We start from the raw sequence: 20040 nt of genomic DNA on the forward strand, positions 1-20040 counted from the left end.
GTTTACTCGGAATCCACGGCGACTTTGAGGTGGTATGACGAAAGTTAGCGTGATTGGGGCGGCCGGCACCGTCGGCGCCGCGGCTGGATACAACATCGCGCTTCGTGACATCTGCGACGAACTCGTGTTCGTGGATATCCCGAAGATGGAAGACAAGACGGTCGGACAGGCAGCAGACACCAACCACGGTGTCGCCTACGACTCGAACACCGTCATCACTCAGGGCGGCTACGAGGACACCGCTGGCTCCGACGTAGTCGTCATCACGGCGGGTATCCCGCGGCAGCCGGGCCAGACCCGTATCGACCTCGCGGGCGACAACGCGCCCATCATGGAGGACATCGGCTCCTCTCTCGCAGAGTACAACGACGACTTCGTCTCGATTACGACGTCGAACCCCGTGGACCTGCTCAACCGCCACCTCTACGAGGCGGGCGACCGCGACCGCCACAAAGTCATCGGCTTCGGTGGCCGTCTCGACTCTGCACGCTTCCGCTACGTCCTGAGCGAGCGTTTCGACGCACCCGTCAAGAACGTCGAAGCGACCATCCTCGGCGAACACGGCGACGCACAGGTGCCCGTGTTCTCGAAGGTCCGCGTCGATGGCGCAGACCCAGCGTTCTCCGCCGACGAGAAAGAGGAGATTCTCGGCGACCTCAAGGAGTCCGCGATGGACGTCATCGAGCGCAAGGGTGCGACCCAGTGGGGTCCGGCGACGGGCGTCGCCCACATGACCGAGGCCGTCCTCCGCGATACCGGCGAAGTGCTCCCCGGTTCACTCGTCCTCGACGGCGAATACGGCTACGAAGACACCGCCTTCGGCGTGCCCGTCAAACTCGGCTCGAACGGCATCGAAGAGGTCGTCGAATGGGACCTCGACGACTACGAGTCCGACCTCATGGACGACGCCGCAGAGAAACTCCACGACCAGTACAACAAAATCGCGTAAGCCTTCGGGCACGCAATTTTCGCTTTTTGACGCCGGCCCTAATATCGTAGGTTGCGCCGTTACAATTGTAGTCGCCGTACAACGTGTAGTGACTACAGACATCTACCGGTGTGAAATCGTCAACAGCGCCGCTATCTGGGACCTCACCGAGTTCGACGCGGCGGGCGGACTCGTCTTACAGGAGTTCTTCGAGACGCTCGAAGCCGTCCTCCAGCGACCGGACATCTCATCGTCGATGTTCGTCCTCAGCCCCGGGCTGGGAATCAGCAAGTGGTTCTTCGAGCGTCTCTCGGACCTCCTCTCGCGGGTGCCCACCTACGGCATTCAGAAGTTCGCGTTCGTCGGCCCGAAGATCAAACAGGCGGCGATTCGCGCAGAGACGCGCGATTCACCGGTTCCGGTCGAGACGCCCGACTCGAAACAGACGGCACTCGACTGGGTCGCAGAAGCGGTCTAACTCTCTCACAATCGCTGTTTCAGCGCCGCGGCCGTCTTCTCGCCGATGCCGGGCACGTCCGTCAAATCTGAAATCGAAGCGTCTCGCACTCCTTCGACGCTCCCGAACCGAGTGAGGAGTGCCTGTCTCGTCTTCGGGCCGATGCCGGGCACGTCGTCGAGGACGGTCTTCACCTCGTCGCGGAGGGTCTGGTGGTACTGGACGGCGAATCGGTGGGCCTCGTCGCGGACGCGCTGGAGGACGTGTAGGTGCGGGGCGTTCGAATCCCAGTTGAACGTCCGGTCGGGCGTGATGACCAGTTCTTCTTCTTTCGCCAGCGCAATCGCGGGTACATCCCATCCGGTCTCTTCGAGCGCGTCGAGCGCGGCGTTGAGTTGGCCGCTCCCGCCGTCGATGAGGAGCAAGTCGGGGTCCGGTCGGTCGTCTCGACCTTCGAGCGCCCGCGTCGCCCGCCAGCGAACGAGTTCTCGCATGTTGGCGTAGTCGTCGTTGCGCTCGGGGAGTCGTCGCCGTCGATAGCCGCTGGTGTCCGATTTGCCATCGACGAAGCACACGTCGCTGCCGACGACGGACCGTCCCTGTGCGTGACTCACGTCGAAGCCCTCGATTCGGGAGACACGGCGCACGTCGAGTTGCAACTCGCGGGCGAGGGTCGCCAGACCGTCGTCGCGTCCGGCGCGCCGGCGGGCGTTCTTGAGCGCGAGTTCGACGAGTTTCGCCTCGCGGCCGGTACCGGGCACGCGGACGCGGACGCCCTCGGCTTCGAGCCACGCGACCACGTCCTCGTCGTCCGGGCGTTCGGAGAGGAGGACGGCGTCGGGGAAGTCGCGCTCGGCGTAGAACTGCGTGAGGAACGCCGAGAGGACGGCGGCGGTTCGGTCCTCGCCTTCGGGCGCGTCGAGGTGGTGCCGGGTTCGGTCCACTAACTGCCCGCGTTCGGCGTGGAGACGGGCCACGGTCGCCGAGTCGCCGCGGAGGGCGACGCCGAGCACATCGACTGCTCTGTCGTCACCGTGAGACGAGACGGCCTCTTCGCCCGCGCCGTGGAACGACTCGACGGCCTCCAGCCGGTCACGGAGGTTGGCGGCGCGTTCGAACTCGGCCCGCTGGGATGCGGTCTCCATCTCGCGGCGAAGCGGGTCGGTGAGGACGCCAGTCTCGCCCTCGAAGAATCGGGTGACGGCTTGCACGTCTTCGGCGTAGTCTGCTTCGCTAATCTCGTCGGTACAGGGTGCGGTACACAGTCCCATCTCGTAGTCGAGGCAGGGCCGCGAGCGATTCGCGTACTTGTGGTCCGAACACCCGCGGAGTCCGTAGGTCTCGCGGAGCGCCTTGACCACGGTTTCGACGCGCGTCTTGTCGGTGAAGGGACCGAAGACCGTCGCCGAATCGTCGGGGTCGCGGGTGACTTCGATTCTGGGAACGGGGTGGGCTGTCAACTGGACGAGTGGATAGGACTTGTCGTCTTTCAGTCGGACGTTGTACCGCGGTTGGTGCCGCTTGACGAGGTTTGCTTCGAGGAGGAGCGCCTGCGTCTCGGTGTCGGTGACGGCGAAGTCGATGCGCTCGGCGTGGCCGACCATCCGAGCGATTCGGTGGGAACGCGGGTCCGCGTAGGACCGCACGCGAGCGCGGATATCGACGGCTTTCCCGACGTAGAGGACCGTCTCCCCGGCGATGAACTGGTATACGCCCGGGTCAGTGGGTAACTCACCTGCCCGCGTTCGGACCGCGTCTGCGTCCATCTGGGAGTTCTTGCCACGCGAACGGCTTGAGGGTGACGCGTCTCGTGCGTCACACCCCGTCTAACTGGTTATCGCGGATGATAACTGCCGCGAAAGTTACTCATATTGGTCTGTGAAAAATTGGCGCAAATGATACGTCGCATCCTCAATCGTCTCCGTTCACTGACGGGTCGTGGAATCCCGCTCACCGATGGTGGGGCCGTGGCCATGGCAGACGCACCCGACCTCAACGTCGAGGACGAAGTGTTACTCGACGGCGTCGGCCTGCCGGCACTCGTCCTCGACACGCAGGGGCGAATCGCCGCGTGGAACCAGGGTATCGAGTCGCTCACGGGGACCGACGCAGCAGTCGCACTGGGCCGTACGGACCTCAGCGAGGTATTCTACGGCGATAACGCACACGACGTGCTCTCGGGAATCGTATTGGAGAACCCGCAAGACGCAGACCAGCACGGCGACGTCGAACTCGACGATGCGGCCCGCACGCTGTATGCCGCCAACGAGACGTACACCGACGCCCGCGGCGAATCGCGTCACCTCCGCCACACGGCGATGCCGCTGTACGAAGGCGAGGAACTCGTCGGCGTCCTCCAGACCGTCCGCGACCGAACCGAAGAGGTCGAACGCAACCGCGAGGTGGACCTGTTCGTCAACGAAGTCCAGACAACGCTCACGGAGTTGACCCGCGGCAACCTCGACTCGAAAGTCATGCTCGACGAGGGCGACCTGACCGACCAGAAACTCCTCATCGTCGTCGATTCGGTCAACGAGATGTCCCGCAAACTCGCCGACCTCGCGTCGAACGTCGAAGACGAGACGCAGACGGCGACGCAGGCGGTCACCCGCGCGGCCAACGCCGCCGACGCGATTGCGGAGAACGTCGAAGCACAGCGTGACCTCCTCGACGAGGGTGCGACCCAGATGCAACAGTTCAGCGCGACGATGGAGGAAGTCGCGGCCACCGCCGACGAAGTCGATGGCGCTGCCGGCGAGGCACGCGATGCGACCGCCAACGGGCGCGAAGCGAACACCGAAGCGCGCGAGGCTACGGCGGCAGTCGTCAAGATGGGCGACGAACTCGTGGACCGCGTGACCGACCTCGGCCAGCGGATGGACGACATCGAAGACGTGGTCGAAGTCATCTCCGACGTTGCAGAACAGACCAATCTGCTCGCGCTCAACGCGAACATCGAGGCCGCTCGCGCGGGCCAAGACGGCGACGGATTCGCCGTCGTCGCAGAGGAAGTCAAGTCGCTCGCCGACGAGACGCGCCAGCACACCGAAGACATCACCGAGCAAATCGAGACGATTCAGGCACGCACGGACGACGCTGTCAACGCGGCGACCGAGTCGAACGACCGTATCGAACACGCCGACGAGCGCATCACCGAGATGCTCGAAGCGTTCGAGGAAATTGCCACCTCCATCGACACCGCCGCCGACGGGGTCGCGGAAGTCTCCCGCGCCACCGACGAGCAGGCCGAGGCCGTCGAGGAACTCACCGCGACCATCGAAGACGTGCACGACCACACCGCAGAGACCGAGAGTTCGGTCGAACGCATCGTCACCGCCAGCGACGAGAGTACCCAAGCACTGTCGTCGCTCGCCCGCGAAGTCGAAGAACTCACCGGCAACCACTCGTAATCCCTCCATCTCGCGGTTCTGCTGTTCTCTCTCCGCTCTTCTGCTGTTCTCTCTCCCACTTCTGCCGTTCTCTCTCCCACTTCTGCCGTTCTCTTTTCCCTCCTCACGGCGCGGTTGTGTGATGCGGCACGCGTAAGGGAGTCGCCACCGAATCGGGGGCCATGGACGACACTGTTCGCTGTTGGTTGGTCGAACGCTCCATCGACGACCGCGACCTCATCGTACTCGTGTATGCGACCACCGACGGCGAGTACGCACTCCAGAAAGAACTCGCCGCCGCCGTGATGCACCAGCGTCGCATGTCCACGACGGCCGCCATCGACGTCTCGAAAGACGACCTCTCGCCCGTCTCCGAGGACCTCCAAGAACAGTACGCCAGCGAAGCGACCAAGATGGCCGAGACACACGACCCCGACGAAGAAATCTGAACTTCGCCGAATACTCGCGTCTCGGAGGCCGAGACGCTCGGTCGCGGAACCTGTTTGTTATCGTGGCTGATTTTCGCACCTAAAACCCTTTATGACAGGGCGACACACCCACGGCCATGGCCGCCATCGAACTGGACGGTGTGACGAAACGGTTCGAAGAGCACGAGGGGTTGGTAGACACCCTCCGCCGCTCTCCGTCCGACGTCGTGACTGCCGTCGATAGCCTCTCTTTCACCGTCGAGGACGGTGAAGTGTTTGGCTTCCTTGGTCCCAACGGTGCCGGAAAATCCACGACCATCAACATGCTGCTCGACTTCGTGCGCCCGACCAGCGGGTCCGTTCGCGTCCTCGGGTTCGACGCCCAAAGCGAGAGCGTCGAGGTCCGCAAGCGGACGGGCGTCCTCCCGGAGGGCTACGACGTGTACGACCGACTCACCGGGCGCGAACACCTCGAATTCGCCATCGAGTCGAAGGAGGCGGACGACGACCCCGACGAGATTCTCGGACGCGTCGGTCTCTCGCAGGAGGACGCCGACCGCCGCGCCGGTGGCTACTCGAAGGGGATGGCCCAGCGCCTCGCCCTCGGCATGGCGCTCGTCGGCAACCCCGACCTGCTCATCCTCGACGAGCCTTCCTCGGGACTCGACCCCGCGGGAGCGAAAGAGATGCGCGATATCGTCCGCGAAGAGGCAGCACGCGGTGCGACGGTGTTCTTCTCCAGCCACGTGCTCGGACAGGTCGAAGCCGTGTGTGACCGCGTCGGAATCCTCCGAAACGGCGCGCTCATCGCCGAAGACACCATCGACGGGCTCCGCGAACAGATGCAGGGCGAAGCGGTCCTGCGAATCGACGTCGTGGGCGACGTCGAACTCGGCGTGGTCGAAGCGGTCGAGGGCGTCTCCTCGGCGACGGCCGATGGCGACACGCTCGTCGTCTCCTGTACCGACGACGCGAAGACGCGCGTCATCACCGCAATCGAGGAGTCCGGTGCGACCGTCTCCGACTTCGAGACCGACGCCGCCTCGCTGGAGGACATCTTCCTCGCCTACACCGAGGCCGAACCCACGGAGGTGACCGCATGACGCTCGAATCGGTCGCCCGCAAGGACTTCCGCGATGCGATTCGCTCGCGGTGGCTCGCCGGACTGACGGTCTTTTTCGCCCTCCTCATCGGCGGTTCGACCGCGCTGTTCTTCGGCGTGCTGCTCAAGGGTGCGGGCGCGAACTCCGAGTCCCTCTTCGGGCTGACCTCGACGCTTCAGGGGCTGTTTAGCTTCTCCTATGCCGGGATGCTCGGGTTCGTCCTCGCGCTCATCGCGCTCGTGACGGCCCACGGCGCGCTCATCGACGAGCGCGAATCGGGGACGCTGAAGCTCCTGTTGTCGCTGCCGAACTCCCGCCGCGACGTGGTCTTCGGCAAGTTCCTCGGCCGGACGCTCGTCGTCTCGATTTCGGTGCTCGTCGGATTCATCGTCGCGTTCTTCGCAATGGCCGCGACGGGGACGCAGATTCTGTTCACCTCCTACCTCGGACAGGTCGCACTCTCCGGTCTCCTCACCGCGTCGTTCGTCTCTATCGGCATCTGGCTCTCGGCGACCTCGGAGTCCCAGCGACAGGCCCTCTTCGGCACGATTGGCATCTACTTCATCTTCTCCGTGCTCTGGGCGTCGGTCGCAACGGGCGTTCCGCGCCTCCTCAACTGGGTGATTACGGAACTCGGTATGGAGTCGCTCAGCGCGCCGCAAATCGTCCAGATGCGGCTGTTCATCAAGTATCTGAACCCGCTTCGCGCCTACGAGACGCTCATCGCCGAACTCTACGGCTCTGCGGAGGCGGCGCGCCTGTTCAAAGCCAGCCTCGGCGAGCAACTGGTCCTCCAGCCAATCTTCTCGGAGTCGCTCCCGTTCTACTTCAGCGGCGGATTCATCCTCGCTATCCTCCTCGCGTGGATTATCGTCCCGCCGCTCCTCGGCTACCGCTCCTTCGAGAAAAGCGACCTCTGAGGTCGCCTCCGACTGTTTTCACCGACGTTCGCGCCGTCTCGGCCTCCGACTCACGCCGGCGGGTAGTCGATACCGCGCTCGGCCAACAACTCCGCGAACGCCGATTCGTCTCGCACCGGAACGTCGCGCTCGTCGGCGTCGTCGCGCTTCGATTGCCCCGGATTCTCGCCGACGACGAGGTAGTCGGTGTTGCCCGAGACCGACCCCGTGACGGACCCGCCGTGGCGCTCGACGAGTTCCGTGACGTCGCTTCGGGGGACCGAGAGCGTCCCCGTGACGACGAAGGTGAGTCCGTCGAGTTCGTCGCCGCCGGATTCGACGGGTTCGGGTTCGACGCCTCGGTCCAAGAGCGCGCGAACGACGGCGCGGTTGTCCTCGTTCTCGAAGAAGTCGCGGATGTGGTGGGCGACGGTCTCGCCCACGTCGTCTACTGTCTGCAATTGGGCTTCGAACGCGTCGAACTCGGCTTCGTCTGTGTCCGAACCGAGCGGGAAGGCGTCTATCGACCCGAACTCCCGAGCCAACCCGCGGGCGGTCGCCTCGCCGACTTCGGGAATCCCGAGACCGACGAGAAAGGAGTCGAGCGTCGGCCGCTTCGACTCGGCGACCGACTCCACGAGGTTCCGGGCGCTCGTCTCGCCCCACCCGTCGAGCGCTTCGAGGTCCTCGACCGTCAGGTCGTAGAGGTCGGCGACCGACTCCACGAGGCCCTCTTCGACCAACTGCGAGACGCGCTCGCCGCCGAGTCCGTCGATGTCCATCGCGCTCTTGATGGCGAAGTGGCCAATCGAGGCTTCGCGCTGGGCGGGACACGAGAGACCGCCGGAACAGAACGCCAGCGGGCCGTCGCGGTCCACGACGCTCCCGCAGACGGGGCATTCGTCGGGGAATTCGTAGCTCCCGCCGGCGTCTTCGTCGGACTCCGTCCGGCGGGCCGACGAATGTTGCTCGCCGGCTTCGACCACCTCGACGACCTGCGGAATCACGTCGCCGGCGCGCTTGATTCGGACCGTATCGCCGATGGCGACGCCCAGTGACTCGATTTCGTCCGGGTTGTGGAGCGTCGCCCGCGAGACGGTGACGCCGCCGACGTCCACGGGGTCCAACAGCGCGACGGGCGTGAGTCGGCCGGTTCGACCGACCTGTACGACGATATCGCGGAGTATCGTCACCTCCTGTCTGGCGGGGAACTTGTAGGCGAACGCCCACCGGACGGAGCGACTCTTCTCGCCCAACCGCTCGCGCGCCTCGCGGGAATCGACTTTGATGACCGTCCCGTCGATTTCGTAATCGAGGTCGTCGCGCGCGGCCTGCATCCGATTGCGGTAGTCGATTGCGCCCTCGACGTCTTCGACGCGTTCGATTCGGTCGGCGACGCGCAGGCCCCAGTCTCGAAGGTCGTCCAGCGATTCCCACTGCGTATCGGGCATCTCGCTGGCGTCGAGAATATCGTAGAAGAAGATAGAGAGCGGCCGTGAGGCGACGACCGAGGGGTCGAGGTTGCGAAGCGTTCCGGCGGCGGCGTTGCGCGGGTTGGCGAAGGGTTCGTCGCCCGCTTCGACGCGCTCGCGGTTCAGGTCGGCGAAGGCGGGTTTCGGCATGTACACCTCGCCGCGGACGGCGAGCGTCTCTGGGTAGTCCCCGCGAAGTCGGAGCGGGACGGCCGGAATCGTCTTCACCTGCGCGCTCACGTCGTCGCCGCGCTGGCCGTCGCCGCGGGTCGCGGCGTGGACGAACTCCCCGTCTTCGTAGACGACTTCGAGCGACAGGCCGTCGAACTTCGGTTCGCAGACGTAGGCCACCTCGCCGACCGTCCGGCGGACGCGTTCGTCGAACTCCCGCAACTCCTCGGCCTCCGTGCTCTGGTCGATAGAGAGCATCGGCGCGACGTGTTCGACCGTTTCGAGTTCGTCGAGTGGTGTCCCGCCGACGCGACTCGTCGGACTCCCGGTCGTATCGAGGTCGAAGGCGTCTTCGAGGTCCTGCAATCGCCCGAAGAGGGCGTCGTAGGCGGCATCCGAGACGAGCGGGTCGGCATCGACGTAGTAGCGGTAGTCGTGCTCGCGGATGGCTTCGCGGAGGAGTTCGGCCTGTTTCGCTCCCTCGTCCCGAGACAGCGAGTCGATGGGGTCGAACTCGGTCGGTGGCGCTCGAAGGTAGGGGTTCGAATCGGACCCGGCGTCGGCGTCGCTCATAATGCGTTGTGTCGAACGGGCGATGGGTAAAGTTGCTCGTTAGGCGAACAGATAGGCCACGCCGAGGGCGGTGGCGAAGATGCCGCCGAACCGGGTGAGCGTGACGTTCCACTCGGCGGGTTCGACTTCGTCACGCGGCGTTTTGCTCCCGAACGCGTCGATTTGCTCGCCGAGTTTCGTCACTCGGCACGGAAACACCGCGCCGGGGAGGCCGAAGGCCAGAAACATGACGCCGACGAGCCACAGGTCCGTTGCCATACTCGAACGATTCGACGGTTCGACATGAGTGTTCGGGCGGATGGCGCTTCTCGATTACTCCCCGCGGCGGCGGACGACCATCTCCACCGGCCCGTCGGGTCGCAGCGTAATCGAGGGGTCGAACGAGAGGTCGTGGGTCGGTTCGACGGTCCACGCTTGGGCGAGCGTGGCGAGGACGAGACGCGCTTCCATCATGGCGAAGCGGTCGCCGATACAGCGACGCGGGCCGCCGCCGAACGGGAAGTACGCGTAGGCAGGGAGGGCCTTCTCGAACTCGCTGGTCCAGCGACTCGGGCGGAACTGTTCGGGGTCGTCGTAGAACCGCGGGTCGCGGTGGAGCACCCACTGCTGGACGGCGACGGTCTGGCCGACGGGAACCTCGTATCCGCCGACGGTGTCGGGTTCGGCCGCCTCGCGGATGAGTTCCCACACCGGCGGATAGACGCGCATCCCCTCTTTGACGACTTGCTCGGTGTACGTGAGGTCGCCGAGCGAGGCGAACGACGCGCGGCCCCCGCCGAGGACGCTGTCCAATTCCTCGTGAAGCATCGCCTCTTGGTCGGGGTTGCGCCCGAGGAGGTGGAGCGTGTAGGTGAGTGCGAGTGCGGTCGTCTCGTGGCCGGCCAGCAGGATGGTGACGAGTTCGTCTCGAATCTGCTTTTCCGGTAACGGGTCGCCGTTCTCGTCGCGGAACGAGAGGAGGAGCGAGACGACATCGCTCGCGTCTTCGTCGGCCTTGCCGTCGCGGTAGTCGTTGACGATGCGGCCGACGACTTCTTGCAGGTCGGCTAAGGCGGACTTGTATCGACGATTGAGCGGCGTGGGAACCCAGCGCGGAATCTCGACGGGACGGCGCATGTTGGTCGAAGAGTAGTCCATGACCGTTTCGAGCGCGTCGCCGACGGCCGACTCCTCTTCGCGGATATCCACGTCGAACAGCGTCTTCGCGGCGATTTCGACGGTGAGGCTCATCATATCGTCGTGGATGTCGCGGGTCTGGCCGTCTTCCCACGACGACAGCATGCGCTCGGTGTACTCGACCATCACGTCGCTGTAGCGTTCGAGCATCTGCGGCAGGAACGCCGGTTGCATGAGGTGGCGCTGTTGTCGCCAGAACTCGCCTTCGCTCGTGAGGAGACCCTCGCCGAGTACGGGACCCAGCGACCCCTGGAAGAGTTCGCCTTTGATGTACTTCTGATTCGCCTGTACGAGCACGTGTTCGACGAGTTCGGGGTCGCTCAACTGGTAGAACGAGATGCCGCCCAGTTCGTAGTGGGCGACGGGACCGTACTCGCGTGCGACGTCGGTGATGAACGAGAGCGGTCCGGCGGCGTACTGGAACGTGTTCTTGGCGAACGGGACACCCGACGGACCCGGTGGGTCCTCGCGCGAGACAGGCGTGGACTTCGACATACCACGTGCTACGCCGCGTCCGGCAATGGGGTTATTGCCGTCGGCGAGCGGCCTTTTATATACTCACCCGAGTTTGGTCAGGACGTGTGATTCGGCCTTCCGGAGGTGCTCAGAGGCCGTACTGGGCGAACAGTCGAGTTCGTCGGCGACGTCGTCGATGGTCGCGTCGCGCGGCACGTCGTAGTAGCCGAGTTCGACGGCGACCGAGAGGGCCTCTCGTTGTCTCGTGGTCAGTCCGGCCCGAACGCTGTCGGTCACGGGCGTGTACTCGGAGAGACCATCGACGGAGAACGCCGCCGAAATGGGGTCCGGAAGCGACGAGACCGCCGCCGTGAGTTGCGAGTGACTGCCGAGGACGTGGACGGTCACGCCCTCTCTCGTGAGTCGAATCGGGGTATCGAGCAACAGGTCGTACTCGTCGAGGAGTTCGAGCAGGCGGCGGACCTCCTCCGTGGGGTGCATGTGCAGGTGGCAGACGGCACCACCGTCCGCGGTCGGCGAGATATCGAAGTCCACGATATCGTCTTTGGCGGCCACCCGCGCCGGGTCCGGTGCGGTTTCGAGGTGACACAGTTCGACGAGGGTTCCGTCGCGCCGCAGTCGAATGTCTCTGAGTTCGCCCCGCGGCCACTCGCCGTCGGTGACGAACACGTCGTAGAGGTCACCGAACGGGTTGGACTCGGTGTCGAAGTGGGCCCGCAAACACTTCATACGAGTTCTCGCGCCCACGAGCGTATCAACGTATTCTCCCCCGTCCGGCAACGCTTGCCGTAACTGGCGGTTATACATCTTTACAGAATTATGCACCACGTACATGACACGAGGTTTCCGCACCCGCGGCCTGCACGCCGGACAGGTCCCGGACCCGGCGACAGGGGCGCGTGCCCCACCGCTCTACCAAACCACGTCGTACGTGTTCGACGACGCCGACCACGCCGCAGACCTCTACGCGCTCGACGCCGAGGGCGACGTGTACTCCCGAATTTCGAACCCGACGACTCGAATCCTCGAACGCCGCCTCGCCGCCCTCGAAGCGGGTGTCGATGCCGTCGCCACCTCCTCCGGGATGGCCGCCCTCGACGCGATTACGACGACGCTCGCCTCCGCCGGCGACAACGTCGTCCTCTCCGAAGACATGTACGGTGGCACGTCTTCGTACTTCTCTCACACTGCAACTCGTCGCGGTATCGAACCCCGAACCGTCGAGACGCTCGATATCGACGCCTACGCCGACGCAATCGACGAAGACACCGAGTTCGTCCACATCGAGACGGTGGCCAATCCCTCGCTGAAGACGCCCGATTTCGAAGCAGTTGCCGACGTGGCCCACGAACACGAAGTCCCGCTCGTCGTGGACAACACGTTCGCTACGCCCGCCCTCTGCCGACCTATCGAACACGGCGCGGACATCGTCTGGGAGTCCACGACGAAGTGGATTCACGGCTCCGGAACCACCGTCGGCGGCGTCGTCGTCGATGGTGGCGTCTTCCCGTGGGACGCGGCCGACTACGACGAACTCTCGGGTGAAAACCCCGCCTTCGGCGTTGACTTCGTCGAACGGTTCGGCGAGCGCGCGTTCGCCCAAGCGGTGCGCCACCGCGCCGTGAGAAGCGTCGGGTACTGCCAGTCGCCGTTCGACGCGTGGCAGACGATTCAGGGGCTCGAAACGCTCGGGCTTCGCATGCAAGCCCACTGCGACAACGCCCGACAGGTCGCCGAGTTCCTCCGCGACCACGACGACGTGGCGTGGGTCACCTACCCCGGATTCGAAGACCACGAGACGAACCACCTCGCCTCGGAGTACCTCGATGGCTTCGCGGGCATGGTCACGTTCGGACTCGTCGGCGAGGACGACGAAGCCTCCTACGCGGCCGCGAAGACCGTCTGCGAGTCGGTCGAACTCGTGAGCTTCCTCGCCAACATCGGCGACGCGAAGTCGCTGCTCATCCACCCGGCATCGACCACCCACGCCCAACTCTCGCTCGACGAACAGCGGGCCGCGGGCGTCGCACCCGACCTGCTTCGCCTCTCGGTCGGCATCGAGGACGCAGACGACATCATCGCGGACCTCGACCAAGCCATCGCGCGGGCGACGGATGAGACACGCACCGACGGCGAAACACCCTCACCGACGACACGCACAGAACCATGAGTCGCGGGCGAACCAGTCCCGGCCGACAGAGCGAGTCGGCGACGGCCGACCTCGGCGAGTTCCGATTCGAATCCGGTGAGTCGATTCCGAACCTCCAGATTGCGTACGCCACCTATGGCGAGTTCACGGGCGACAATGCAGTCCTCGTCTGTCACGGTCTCACCGGAAGCCAGCACGTCGCGGGCTACGGCAACGGAAGCGGCGTCGCCGGGCAAGCGCGCGCGTGGTGGTCCGACATCGTCGGACCCGGGAAGGCCATCGACACCAACGAGTACTACGTCGTCTGCGCGAACGTCCCCGGCTCTTGCTACGGGTCCAGTGGCCCGGCGAGCGACAGTCCCGACGGTGACCCGTGGGGGACCGACTTTCCACCCGTCACCATCGGCGACTGGACGCGGGCACAGCGACGACTGTGTGACCACCTCGGCATCGGCCGTCTGCACGCCGTCGTCGGTGGCTCCGTCGGTGGGATGAACGCCCTCGACTGGGCGGTCCGCTACCCCGACGACGTGGCTCGAATCGTCGTCGTCGCCTCGGCCGCCCGCCTCGACCCGCAGTGTCTCGGTCTCGACGCCATCGCCCGTCGCGCCATCACGACCGACCCGAACTGGAACGGCGGCGACTACTACGGCGAGGACGCACGACCCGACGCCGGACTCGGACTGGCCCGCCAAATCGGTCACGTGATGTACCTCTCGAAGGAGTCGATGGACCACAAGTTCGGCCGGCGAGCGGCGGGTCGCGGCGGCCGCGGCGACTCGTATCCGGCCGACCCCGCGGCGATGTTCTTCCCCTACCGCGAAGTCGAATCCTATCTCGATTACCAGGGCGAGAAGTTCGCCCAGCGATTCGACGCCAACTCGTACCTGTATCTCACCCGCGCGATGGACGATTACGACCTCTCGGAGGGCTACGAGTCGGACTCCGCGGCGCTCGCGGCGTTCGAGGGTGAAGCGCTCTTGCTCTCGTTTACCGGCGACTGGCACTTCACGACCGAACAGGCCGAGTCGCTGGCGTCGGCCTGCCGCCGGGTCGAGGTCCCAGTCTCGCACCACGTCGTCGAGTCCGACCACGGCCACGACGCGTTCCTCGTCGAACCCGAGAAAGTCGGCCCGCCGGTGAGCGACTTCCTCGTTGACGGCCCGTCGGGTCGCGCCGTCACCGACACCGCCTCCGACAACCACGTCGCGGACGACGAGACGGACTTCGCACCGGTTCACTCCTCGCTGTTCAGTCGGTAGGTCCGGTCGGCTCCGAGTCTCGGTCACCACCGTCCGTCCGACCCGACGAGCCACGCGTGTCACTTCGTCGCAGACACCGGCGGGAATTGCGCTCGCCACACCGATTTAGGCCGGTTCGCTCCCATTGCCGAGCCATGAGCGACGACACGCCGGGATTCCACACCCGCAGTCTCCACGCCGGACAAGAACCAGACGCCGCGACCGGTGCTCGCGCACCGCCGCTGTATCAGACTACTTCGTACGTCTTCGACGACGCCGCCGACGCGGCCGCGCAGTTCGCCCTGGAAAAACCCGGTCACATCTACTCGCGGCTGATGAACCCGACCGTCGGCATGCTCCAAGAACGACTGGCCTCGCTCGAAGGCGGCGTCGGCGCGGTCGCCACCTCGTCGGGGATGGCCGCGTTCGACCTCGCAAACTTCCTGCTCGCGTCGGCCGGCGACAACATCGTCTCGGCCTCGTCGCTCTACGGGGGCACCTACACCTACCTTACCCACTCTGTCGAGCGCCGCGGCGTCACCACCCGATTCGTGGACACCCTCGACGTGGACGCCTACGCCGAGGCCATCGACGAGGACACCGCCTTCGTCCACCTCGAAACCATCGGCAACCCGGCGCTCGTGACGCCCGATATCGAAGCCATCGCCGACGTGGCGCACGAACACGGCACGCCGCTGGTCGTGGACAACACGTTCGCCACGCCCGCCCTCTGCCGACCTATCGAACACGGCGCGGACATCGTCTGGGAGTCCACGACGAAGTGGATTCACGGGGCCGGGACGACCATCGGCGGCGTCCTCGTAGACGGCGGCACCTTCCCCTGGGACGAGTACGCCGACGACTACCCCGAGATTGCCAAGCCGAACCCGGCGTACCACGGCATCAACTTCGCCGAGACGTTCGGTGACGCCGCGTTCACCTACGCCGGTATCGCGCGCGGTCTCCGCGACCTCGGAAACGCCCAATCACCCTTCGACGCGTGGCAGACGCTCGAAAAACTCGAATCGTTCCCGCTTCGGATGCGCGCGCACTGCGAGAACGCCCAACTCGTCGCGGAGTTTCTCGACGACCACGAGAAGGTGTCGTGGGTGAACTACCCCGGTCTCGAATCTCACGAGACCCACGAAGAGGCCTCGAAGTACTTGGATTCGGGCTACGGCGGCATGATCACGTTCGGTCTCGCAGACGGCTACGAGGCCGCCAAAGGCACCGTGAACAACGTCGAACTCGCCTCGCTCCTCGCAAACGTCGGCGACGCGAAGACGCTCGTCATCCACCCAGCATCGACGACGCACCAGCAACTCACCGACGAAGAACAGGCCGCCGCGGGCGTCACGCCCGACATGGTTCGCCTCTCGGTCGGCATCGAAGACCCCGACGACATCGTCGCCGACCTCGACCAGGCCATCCGCACGGCTTCGAACTGACTTCCGTCGTCGTCGCCGACCGTCGCTCCTTTTGTGGCTGGGTGTTTAGAACCGGTGTGGTAGAAGCACTGCTCGTGGTTGGTCTGGTGGTCGCAGTGTTCGTCGGTTTCAACATCGGCGGCTCTTCGACAGGGGTAGCGTTCGGTCCCGCAGTCGGGTCGAACGTCCTCGGGAAGCTCGCTGCGGCGGGATTGATGACTGGCTTTGCACTCTTGGGTGGGTGGACTATCGGCCGCGAAGTCGTCGCCAAGATGGGCGGCCAAATCGTCCCGGAGAGCGAATTCACGCTCGTTGCGAGCGTCGGCGTCCTCTTCTTCGTCGGTCTCGCCCTCCTCGTCTCGAACACGTTCGGCGTTCCGGCGTCCACGTCGATGACGGCCGTCGGCGCGATTGCCGGTCTCGGTCTCGCCCGCGGCGCGCTCAACGCGTCGGTCATGCTCGAAATCATCTCGTGGTGGATCGTCGCGCCCGTCATCGCCTTCTGGGTCTGTGCGGTCATCGGACGGTACGTCTACCCGTATCTGGACGCGTGGCTCAAACTCGACCAGAGCCACGGCGCGCTGCTCAAACTCGACCGAACCGGGTCGATTCCGCGCCCGCGACTCGGCCCGAACACGACCTACCGAGAACTCGGGAGTACGGTGCTCGTCATCGTGGTCGCCTGTTACATGGCGTTCTCCGCGGGCGCGTCGAACGTCGCCAACGCCGTCGCCCCGCTCGTCGGCAACGGCGCGCTCAGTATGGATATGGGGATTCTCCTCGCCGCGGGTGCGATTGGACTGGGTGCTTTCACGATTGCCCGGCGGACGCTCGATACCGTCGGTAACGACCTCACTGAACTCCCTATCCTCGCGGCGCTCATCGTCGAGACCGTGAGCGCGTCGCTCATCTCCTTTCTCTCGGCCATCGGCATCCCGGCGAGTCTCGCCGTGAGCGCGACGATGTGCATCGTCGGACTCGGTTGGGGTCGCGCGACGCGGACGGTCACGCTCGGCGAAGCACTCGGCAAGGGCGAAGCGCCCGCCGTATCGGTGAACGCGCTCGCCGCCGAGCGGGAAGACCGCGTGCCGGCGATGGGTGAGGAAGCACCGGACGAACTCGCCGCACACGACCTGTTCGACCCCGGAACGACGGGTCGAGTCATCTTCTTCTGGTTGCTCACGCCGTCGATTTCGGCGATTGCATCCTACGCACTCTTCTCGACTGTCTCGATTTGAGACCGTCATTTTTCGCGTCGGAGTGCAATCCCTCACGAAATACCGTGAGAATACCCACCACGCCAGTCGATTTGGCACGAAAACAGCAAAGTCTAATGGGGTGGCCTTCGAATCAGAGTCCGATGCCCACGGTAACTTACCTTAACTACGAAACTCTCGACGACCAGGGTTGGGACATGGACGACGACGACCTCTTCGAGAAGGCCGCCGACGCTGGCCTCGACGCTGAAGACTTCGGCGAACTCGAAGTCAACCAGGGCGAATACATCCTCGAAGCCGCAGAGGCGCAGGGCTACGACTGGCCGTTCAGCTGCCGCGCAGGCGCCTGTGCGAACTGTGCTTCCATCGTCAAGGTCGGCGAAATCGAGATGGACATGCAGCAGATTCTCTCCGACGAAGAAGTCAACGAGAAGAACGTCCGTCTCACCTGCATCGGTTCGCCCACGACCGACGAGGTCAAAATCGTCTACAACGCGAAGCACCTCGACTACCTGCAGAACCGCGTCATCTAAACAGCGGCGTTAAACACACGTTTAACATCTGCTATAAGAATGGGCCAAGGATAACTCCTTAAAGGTGCGAAACATCGCACTATCGCCCCTAAAATTCGATTTTTCTTTGCTACGAAACTGCCGATAGATGTGTTTGAGAGTCCCGTATATGCGCTGAATTTTTCCTATGTAAACGTACAGTAACAGCCTCAAATGCGATAGTCGAGTCCAAGTTAGCTGATTATTTCGGAAACGAACCCGAAATCACTGAGCGCCGTTGTCCAGTCGGCGAATGAATCTTCTTCAGTGGTGAATGCGAGCCTCAGCAAGGGTCGAAGTAACGAGATAACTCACTATTCAACGATGAGCCAGACAAACGCGCCACCGACTTTCTCACTCTCCACTCGCTCGTCTTTCTCCAATTCTTTGAGACGACGGTATGCGAGGTCGTACGAGCAGCCGACCTCGTCGGCGACGCGTTGGGTGCTGGCGACGGGTAGAGATGTGACCGCGTCAAGGAAATCTCCGTCCTCGAACTGTGGACTCCAGCGTCCTCCTTCATCTCTGGAGTTGCCTCTGTGGTCGTCGCCCATAAACCGTGTTGTGTCATGCAACTGCCTTAAGCGCTCCAATACGCCCACCGTTCAATCCTAGGTTGAAGGGAAGACTTTATCATTGGAACTTTCCTTTTATATCACAGAATGAGCGACGACGCCGACGGCCCATCTCCGCAGACTACGCTCACGGGCGAGGCACCCACGGAACTAACGACTGACGACTTGATTGTATCCGCTCACCAAGCACGCAACGACGAGGTTTTTCCCAAGGTTCTCGACCTCCACGTAGAGACTGGCTCGAAAGTGGCTGACGTGACTTACGGTAGAGGCGTCTTCTGGAAGCAGATCCCCGAAACGGCGTTTGACTTATACGGAACAGACCTTGACCCCGACAAGTCGCCGAGCGGAGAAAGTGTTGACTGCCGTGACCTCCCATACGAGGACAACTCGTTCGACGTGGTCGTACTTGACCCGCCGTACGCCGAGGGCTTCTACCGACGCAACAAGGATATGCTCGCGGGTGGTGATGGGAGCCACTCAAACTTCCGCGAACACTACAGCAACGGCGAAGTCGTCGATACCAAGGGCTCGAAGTACCACGGCGCAGTCATCGACCTCTACTGCGCGGCAGGGGCCGAAGCAAAGCGCGTGCTGAAGGACGACGGCACGCTCATCGTCAAAACGCAGGATGAAGTCTCCGCGAACACGCAGGAACTCACTCACGTCCAGATAATCAACTTCTACGAGTCACAGCTTGGTTTCTATACTAAGGATTTATTCGTCACTGTCCGTTCGAACACGCCCGCAGTGTCTGGCGTCTATAACCAAGTTCACGCTCGGAAGAACCACTCCTACTTTCTCGTCTTTAACTTCGACAACAAGCCGACCAACACCCAGTACGCTGGGGTTGCCACTGAGTAATCTCTACCGCTCGGCGACGGTTTCTTCGACGAGTGGCCAGATGTTCTCGCTGTAGATACTGTCGTCGGGAAGTGGGTACTCGATGTTGTGCATTCCCTTGATGAGGCGGTCTTGTGCCGCCTCACTGTAGGAATGGTACGTTGTCTTCGGCAAGTCTTCGTTCTTGGCGAACACGAAGTTCCATTCATTGCCGAACTCGAAGATGCCGACGGCGAGGATGTCGAACTCACCAACTTCCAACAAGGTCGTTTCGACTGTCTCACCGCTATCGAGTTCGATTTCCCTCCGGTCACTGGCGTCACACTGGTACTTCCCTGTGTAGTGAACCTCGCCGCTCAGCGTATTGCGTGCCTCCACGTAATTGCTCTGGAGACATTTCACCTCGACGATGATGTGTTCTTCCCCGTCCCAATCGAACCGCCAGTCCCCTTTGAGTTCGCGGTCATGATCATCGGGGCTGTGTAGGTTCTGTACTCGCGGATTCTGTTCTAGAACGTCTACCTTGAGCTTCTCCTCTGCCATATATCCCTTCATCATCCCCATCAGACTGGGATTCCGGTTGAAAACCTCGTTAAATTCGGGTTTGCTCGCATTCCAGTAATCGAAATAGTCCGTATCGTCCGATTCTTCGCTCACATAAATGGGAAGATGTTGGAATCATATGAGATACGTTTAAATTCTGAATTGAACGGGGATTACAAAGGCGACAGTGGTGTGTAGACTGACCAGAGACGGAGGAAAAGTTACTCGTCGGCAGTTGCAGACTAATCAGAATCAATTGACTCGACCTTCGAGACGCACAAAACACGCAAAACACCTATTCTTAAGCAGAAAACTGCCTGAAATACTCGTATAGTCATCTGTAGAAACTGCCGATAGATGATTATCGACCCAAACAGTCACACCGAGCTGTAAACCGGTGTCTGTTCGTGTTGTACCCCCA

19 protein-coding genes are annotated in these 20040 nt (G+C 63.3%); 12 read left to right on the plus strand and 7 right to left on the minus strand.

Annotation, left to right across the window (positions count from 1 at the left end; all coding sequences use genetic code 11):
- Window positions 1-34 precede the first annotated feature (34 nt).
- Together mdh and ACFQJC_RS16420 are read left to right on the plus strand one after the other, a co-directional pair.
- Window positions 35-949 (plus strand): malate dehydrogenase, encoded by a 915-nt coding sequence (gene mdh, locus ACFQJC_RS16415; protein WP_390225380.1) that lies wholly within the window; start codon window positions 35-37, stop codon window positions 947-949.
- A gap of 88 nt (window positions 950-1037) precedes the next feature.
- Window positions 1038-1406, plus strand: a complete 369-nt coding sequence (locus tag ACFQJC_RS16420) for a hypothetical protein (RefSeq protein WP_390225382.1) — start codon at window positions 1038-1040, stop codon at window positions 1404-1406.
- 5 nt (window positions 1407-1411) lie between these two features.
- On the opposite strand, the gene ACFQJC_RS16425 is transcribed toward ACFQJC_RS16420, so the two are convergent.
- Window positions 1412-3151: an excinuclease ABC subunit C gene (locus tag ACFQJC_RS16425; protein ID WP_390225384.1), complete on the minus strand. Its 1740-nt coding sequence runs from the start codon at window positions 3149-3151 to the stop codon at window positions 1412-1414.
- A 129-nt stretch (window positions 3152-3280) separates the two neighbouring features.
- On the opposite strand from ACFQJC_RS16425, the gene ACFQJC_RS16430 reads away from it, so the two are divergent.
- From ACFQJC_RS16430 to ACFQJC_RS16445, 4 genes are all read left to right on the plus strand, one after another.
- Window positions 3281-4795 (plus strand): methyl-accepting chemotaxis protein, encoded by a 1515-nt coding sequence (locus tag ACFQJC_RS16430; protein WP_390225386.1) that lies wholly within the window; start codon window positions 3281-3283, stop codon window positions 4793-4795.
- Between the two features lie 161 nt (window positions 4796-4956).
- Window positions 4957-5223, plus strand: coding sequence for a DUF7967 family protein (locus ACFQJC_RS16435; RefSeq protein ID WP_390225388.1), 267 nt, complete (start codon window positions 4957-4959; stop codon window positions 5221-5223).
- Between the two features lie 116 nt (window positions 5224-5339).
- Window positions 5340-6305, plus strand: a complete 966-nt coding sequence (locus tag ACFQJC_RS16440) for an ABC transporter ATP-binding protein (protein WP_390225390.1) — start codon at window positions 5340-5342, stop codon at window positions 6303-6305.
- Window positions 6302-7225 (plus strand): ABC transporter permease, encoded by a 924-nt coding sequence (locus ACFQJC_RS16445; RefSeq protein WP_390225392.1) that lies wholly within the window; start codon window positions 6302-6304, stop codon window positions 7223-7225. Before ACFQJC_RS16440 ends, ACFQJC_RS16445 begins: the two co-directional genes overlap by 4 nt.
- Before the next feature lie 50 nt (window positions 7226-7275).
- Here ACFQJC_RS16445 and ligA read toward each other — a convergent pair whose 3' ends face one another.
- From ligA to ACFQJC_RS16465, 4 genes are all read right to left on the minus strand, one after another.
- Window positions 7276-9420: an NAD-dependent DNA ligase LigA gene (gene ligA, locus ACFQJC_RS16450; RefSeq protein ID WP_390225394.1), complete on the minus strand. Its 2145-nt coding sequence runs from the start codon at window positions 9418-9420 to the stop codon at window positions 7276-7278.
- A 39-nt stretch (window positions 9421-9459) separates the two neighbouring features.
- Window positions 9460-9678, minus strand: coding sequence for a DUF6199 family natural product biosynthesis protein (locus tag ACFQJC_RS16455; RefSeq protein ID WP_390225396.1), 219 nt, complete (start codon window positions 9676-9678; stop codon window positions 9460-9462).
- Between the two features lie 54 nt (window positions 9679-9732).
- Window positions 9733-11091 (minus strand): cytochrome P450, encoded by a 1359-nt coding sequence (locus ACFQJC_RS16460; RefSeq protein ID WP_390225398.1) that lies wholly within the window; start codon window positions 11089-11091, stop codon window positions 9733-9735.
- A gap of 63 nt (window positions 11092-11154) precedes the next feature.
- On the minus strand, window positions 11155-11802 hold the full coding sequence (locus tag ACFQJC_RS16465; protein WP_390225400.1) for a helix-turn-helix domain-containing protein: 648 nt from the start codon (window positions 11800-11802) through the stop codon (window positions 11155-11157).
- 103 nt (window positions 11803-11905) lie between these two features.
- On the opposite strand from ACFQJC_RS16465, the gene ACFQJC_RS16470 reads away from it, so the two are divergent.
- The 5 genes from ACFQJC_RS16470 (at window position 11906) to fer (ending at window position 17640) form a co-directional block, all read left to right on the plus strand.
- On the plus strand, window positions 11906-13243 hold the full coding sequence (locus ACFQJC_RS16470) for an O-acetylhomoserine aminocarboxypropyltransferase/cysteine synthase family protein (protein WP_390225402.1): 1338 nt from the start codon (window positions 11906-11908) through the stop codon (window positions 13241-13243).
- Entirely contained in the window at window positions 13240-14484 is a 1245-nt protein-coding gene (metX, locus tag ACFQJC_RS16475; RefSeq protein ID WP_390225404.1) for a homoserine O-acetyltransferase MetX, read from the plus strand. Before ACFQJC_RS16470 ends, metX begins: the two co-directional genes overlap by 4 nt.
- Before the next feature lie 134 nt (window positions 14485-14618).
- Window positions 14619-15911 (plus strand): O-acetylhomoserine aminocarboxypropyltransferase/cysteine synthase family protein, encoded by a 1293-nt coding sequence (locus ACFQJC_RS16480; RefSeq protein ID WP_390225406.1) that lies wholly within the window; start codon window positions 14619-14621, stop codon window positions 15909-15911.
- Window positions 15912-16006: 95 nt separating this feature from the next.
- Window positions 16007-17128 carry an inorganic phosphate transporter gene (locus tag ACFQJC_RS16485; RefSeq protein ID WP_390225663.1) on the plus strand — a complete coding sequence of 374 codons (1122 nt, stop codon included), beginning with the start codon at window positions 16007-16009 and terminating at the stop codon, window positions 17126-17128.
- 122 nt (window positions 17129-17250) lie between these two features.
- Window positions 17251-17640: a ferredoxin Fer gene (gene fer / locus ACFQJC_RS16490; protein WP_390225408.1), complete on the plus strand. Its 390-nt coding sequence runs from the start codon at window positions 17251-17253 to the stop codon at window positions 17638-17640.
- Window positions 17641-17972: 332 nt separating this feature from the next.
- Here the strand turns inward: fer and ACFQJC_RS16495 are convergent, their stop codons facing one another.
- Complete coding sequence (locus tag ACFQJC_RS16495; RefSeq protein WP_390225410.1) at window positions 17973-18212, minus strand: transcriptional regulator; 240 nt, start codon at window positions 18210-18212, stop codon at window positions 17973-17975.
- A gap of 108 nt (window positions 18213-18320) precedes the next feature.
- Here ACFQJC_RS16495 and ACFQJC_RS16500 point away from each other — a divergent pair, with 108 nt between their 5' ends.
- Complete coding sequence (locus ACFQJC_RS16500) at window positions 18321-19097, plus strand: DNA methyltransferase (protein WP_390225412.1); 777 nt, start codon at window positions 18321-18323, stop codon at window positions 19095-19097.
- Window positions 19098-19100: 3 nt separating this feature from the next.
- Here the strand turns inward: ACFQJC_RS16500 and ACFQJC_RS16505 are convergent, their stop codons facing one another.
- Entirely contained in the window at window positions 19101-19733 is a 633-nt protein-coding gene (locus ACFQJC_RS16505; protein ID WP_390225414.1) for a hypothetical protein, read from the minus strand.
- Window positions 19734-20040 lie beyond the last annotated feature (307 nt).

This window comes from Haloferax namakaokahaiae (assembly GCF_042663225.1).
Taxonomy (GTDB): domain Archaea; phylum Halobacteriota; class Halobacteria; order Halobacteriales; family Haloferacaceae; genus Haloferax; species Haloferax namakaokahaiae.

What these genes read in the sequence shown, in the direction of transcription:
- mdh (WP_390225380.1), top strand. Translation starts at nt 35, where the DNA reads ATGACGAAAGTTAGCGTGATTGGGGCGGCCGGCACCGTCGGCGCCGCG.
- ACFQJC_RS16425 (WP_390225384.1), bottom strand. Translation starts at nt 3,151, where the DNA reads ATGGACGCAGACGCGGTCCGAACGCGGGCAGGTGAGTTACCCACTGAC.
- ACFQJC_RS16430 (WP_390225386.1), top strand. Translation starts at nt 3,281, where the DNA reads ATGATACGTCGCATCCTCAATCGTCTCCGTTCACTGACGGGTCGTGGA.
- ACFQJC_RS16435 (WP_390225388.1), top strand. Translation starts at nt 4,957, where the DNA reads ATGGACGACACTGTTCGCTGTTGGTTGGTCGAACGCTCCATCGACGAC.
- ACFQJC_RS16440 (WP_390225390.1), top strand. Translation starts at nt 5,340, where the DNA reads ATGGCCGCCATCGAACTGGACGGTGTGACGAAACGGTTCGAAGAGCAC.
- ACFQJC_RS16445 (WP_390225392.1), top strand. Translation starts at nt 6,302, where the DNA reads ATGACGCTCGAATCGGTCGCCCGCAAGGACTTCCGCGATGCGATTCGC.
- ligA (WP_390225394.1), bottom strand. Translation starts at nt 9,420, where the DNA reads ATGAGCGACGCCGACGCCGGGTCCGATTCGAACCCCTACCTTCGAGCG.
- ACFQJC_RS16455 (WP_390225396.1), bottom strand. Translation starts at nt 9,678, where the DNA reads ATGGCAACGGACCTGTGGCTCGTCGGCGTCATGTTTCTGGCCTTCGGC.
- ACFQJC_RS16460 (WP_390225398.1), bottom strand. Translation starts at nt 11,091, where the DNA reads ATGTCGAAGTCCACGCCTGTCTCGCGCGAGGACCCACCGGGTCCGTCG.
- ACFQJC_RS16465 (WP_390225400.1), bottom strand. Translation starts at nt 11,802, where the DNA reads ATGAAGTGTTTGCGGGCCCACTTCGACACCGAGTCCAACCCGTTCGGT.
- ACFQJC_RS16470 (WP_390225402.1), top strand. Translation starts at nt 11,906, where the DNA reads ATGACACGAGGTTTCCGCACCCGCGGCCTGCACGCCGGACAGGTCCCG.
- metX (WP_390225404.1), top strand. Translation starts at nt 13,240, where the DNA reads ATGAGTCGCGGGCGAACCAGTCCCGGCCGACAGAGCGAGTCGGCGACG.
- ACFQJC_RS16480 (WP_390225406.1), top strand. Translation starts at nt 14,619, where the DNA reads ATGAGCGACGACACGCCGGGATTCCACACCCGCAGTCTCCACGCCGGA.
- fer (WP_390225408.1), top strand. Translation starts at nt 17,251, where the DNA reads ATGCCCACGGTAACTTACCTTAACTACGAAACTCTCGACGACCAGGGT.
- ACFQJC_RS16495 (WP_390225410.1), bottom strand. Translation starts at nt 18,212, where the DNA reads ATGGGCGACGACCACAGAGGCAACTCCAGAGATGAAGGAGGACGCTGG.
- ACFQJC_RS16500 (WP_390225412.1), top strand. Translation starts at nt 18,321, where the DNA reads ATGAGCGACGACGCCGACGGCCCATCTCCGCAGACTACGCTCACGGGC.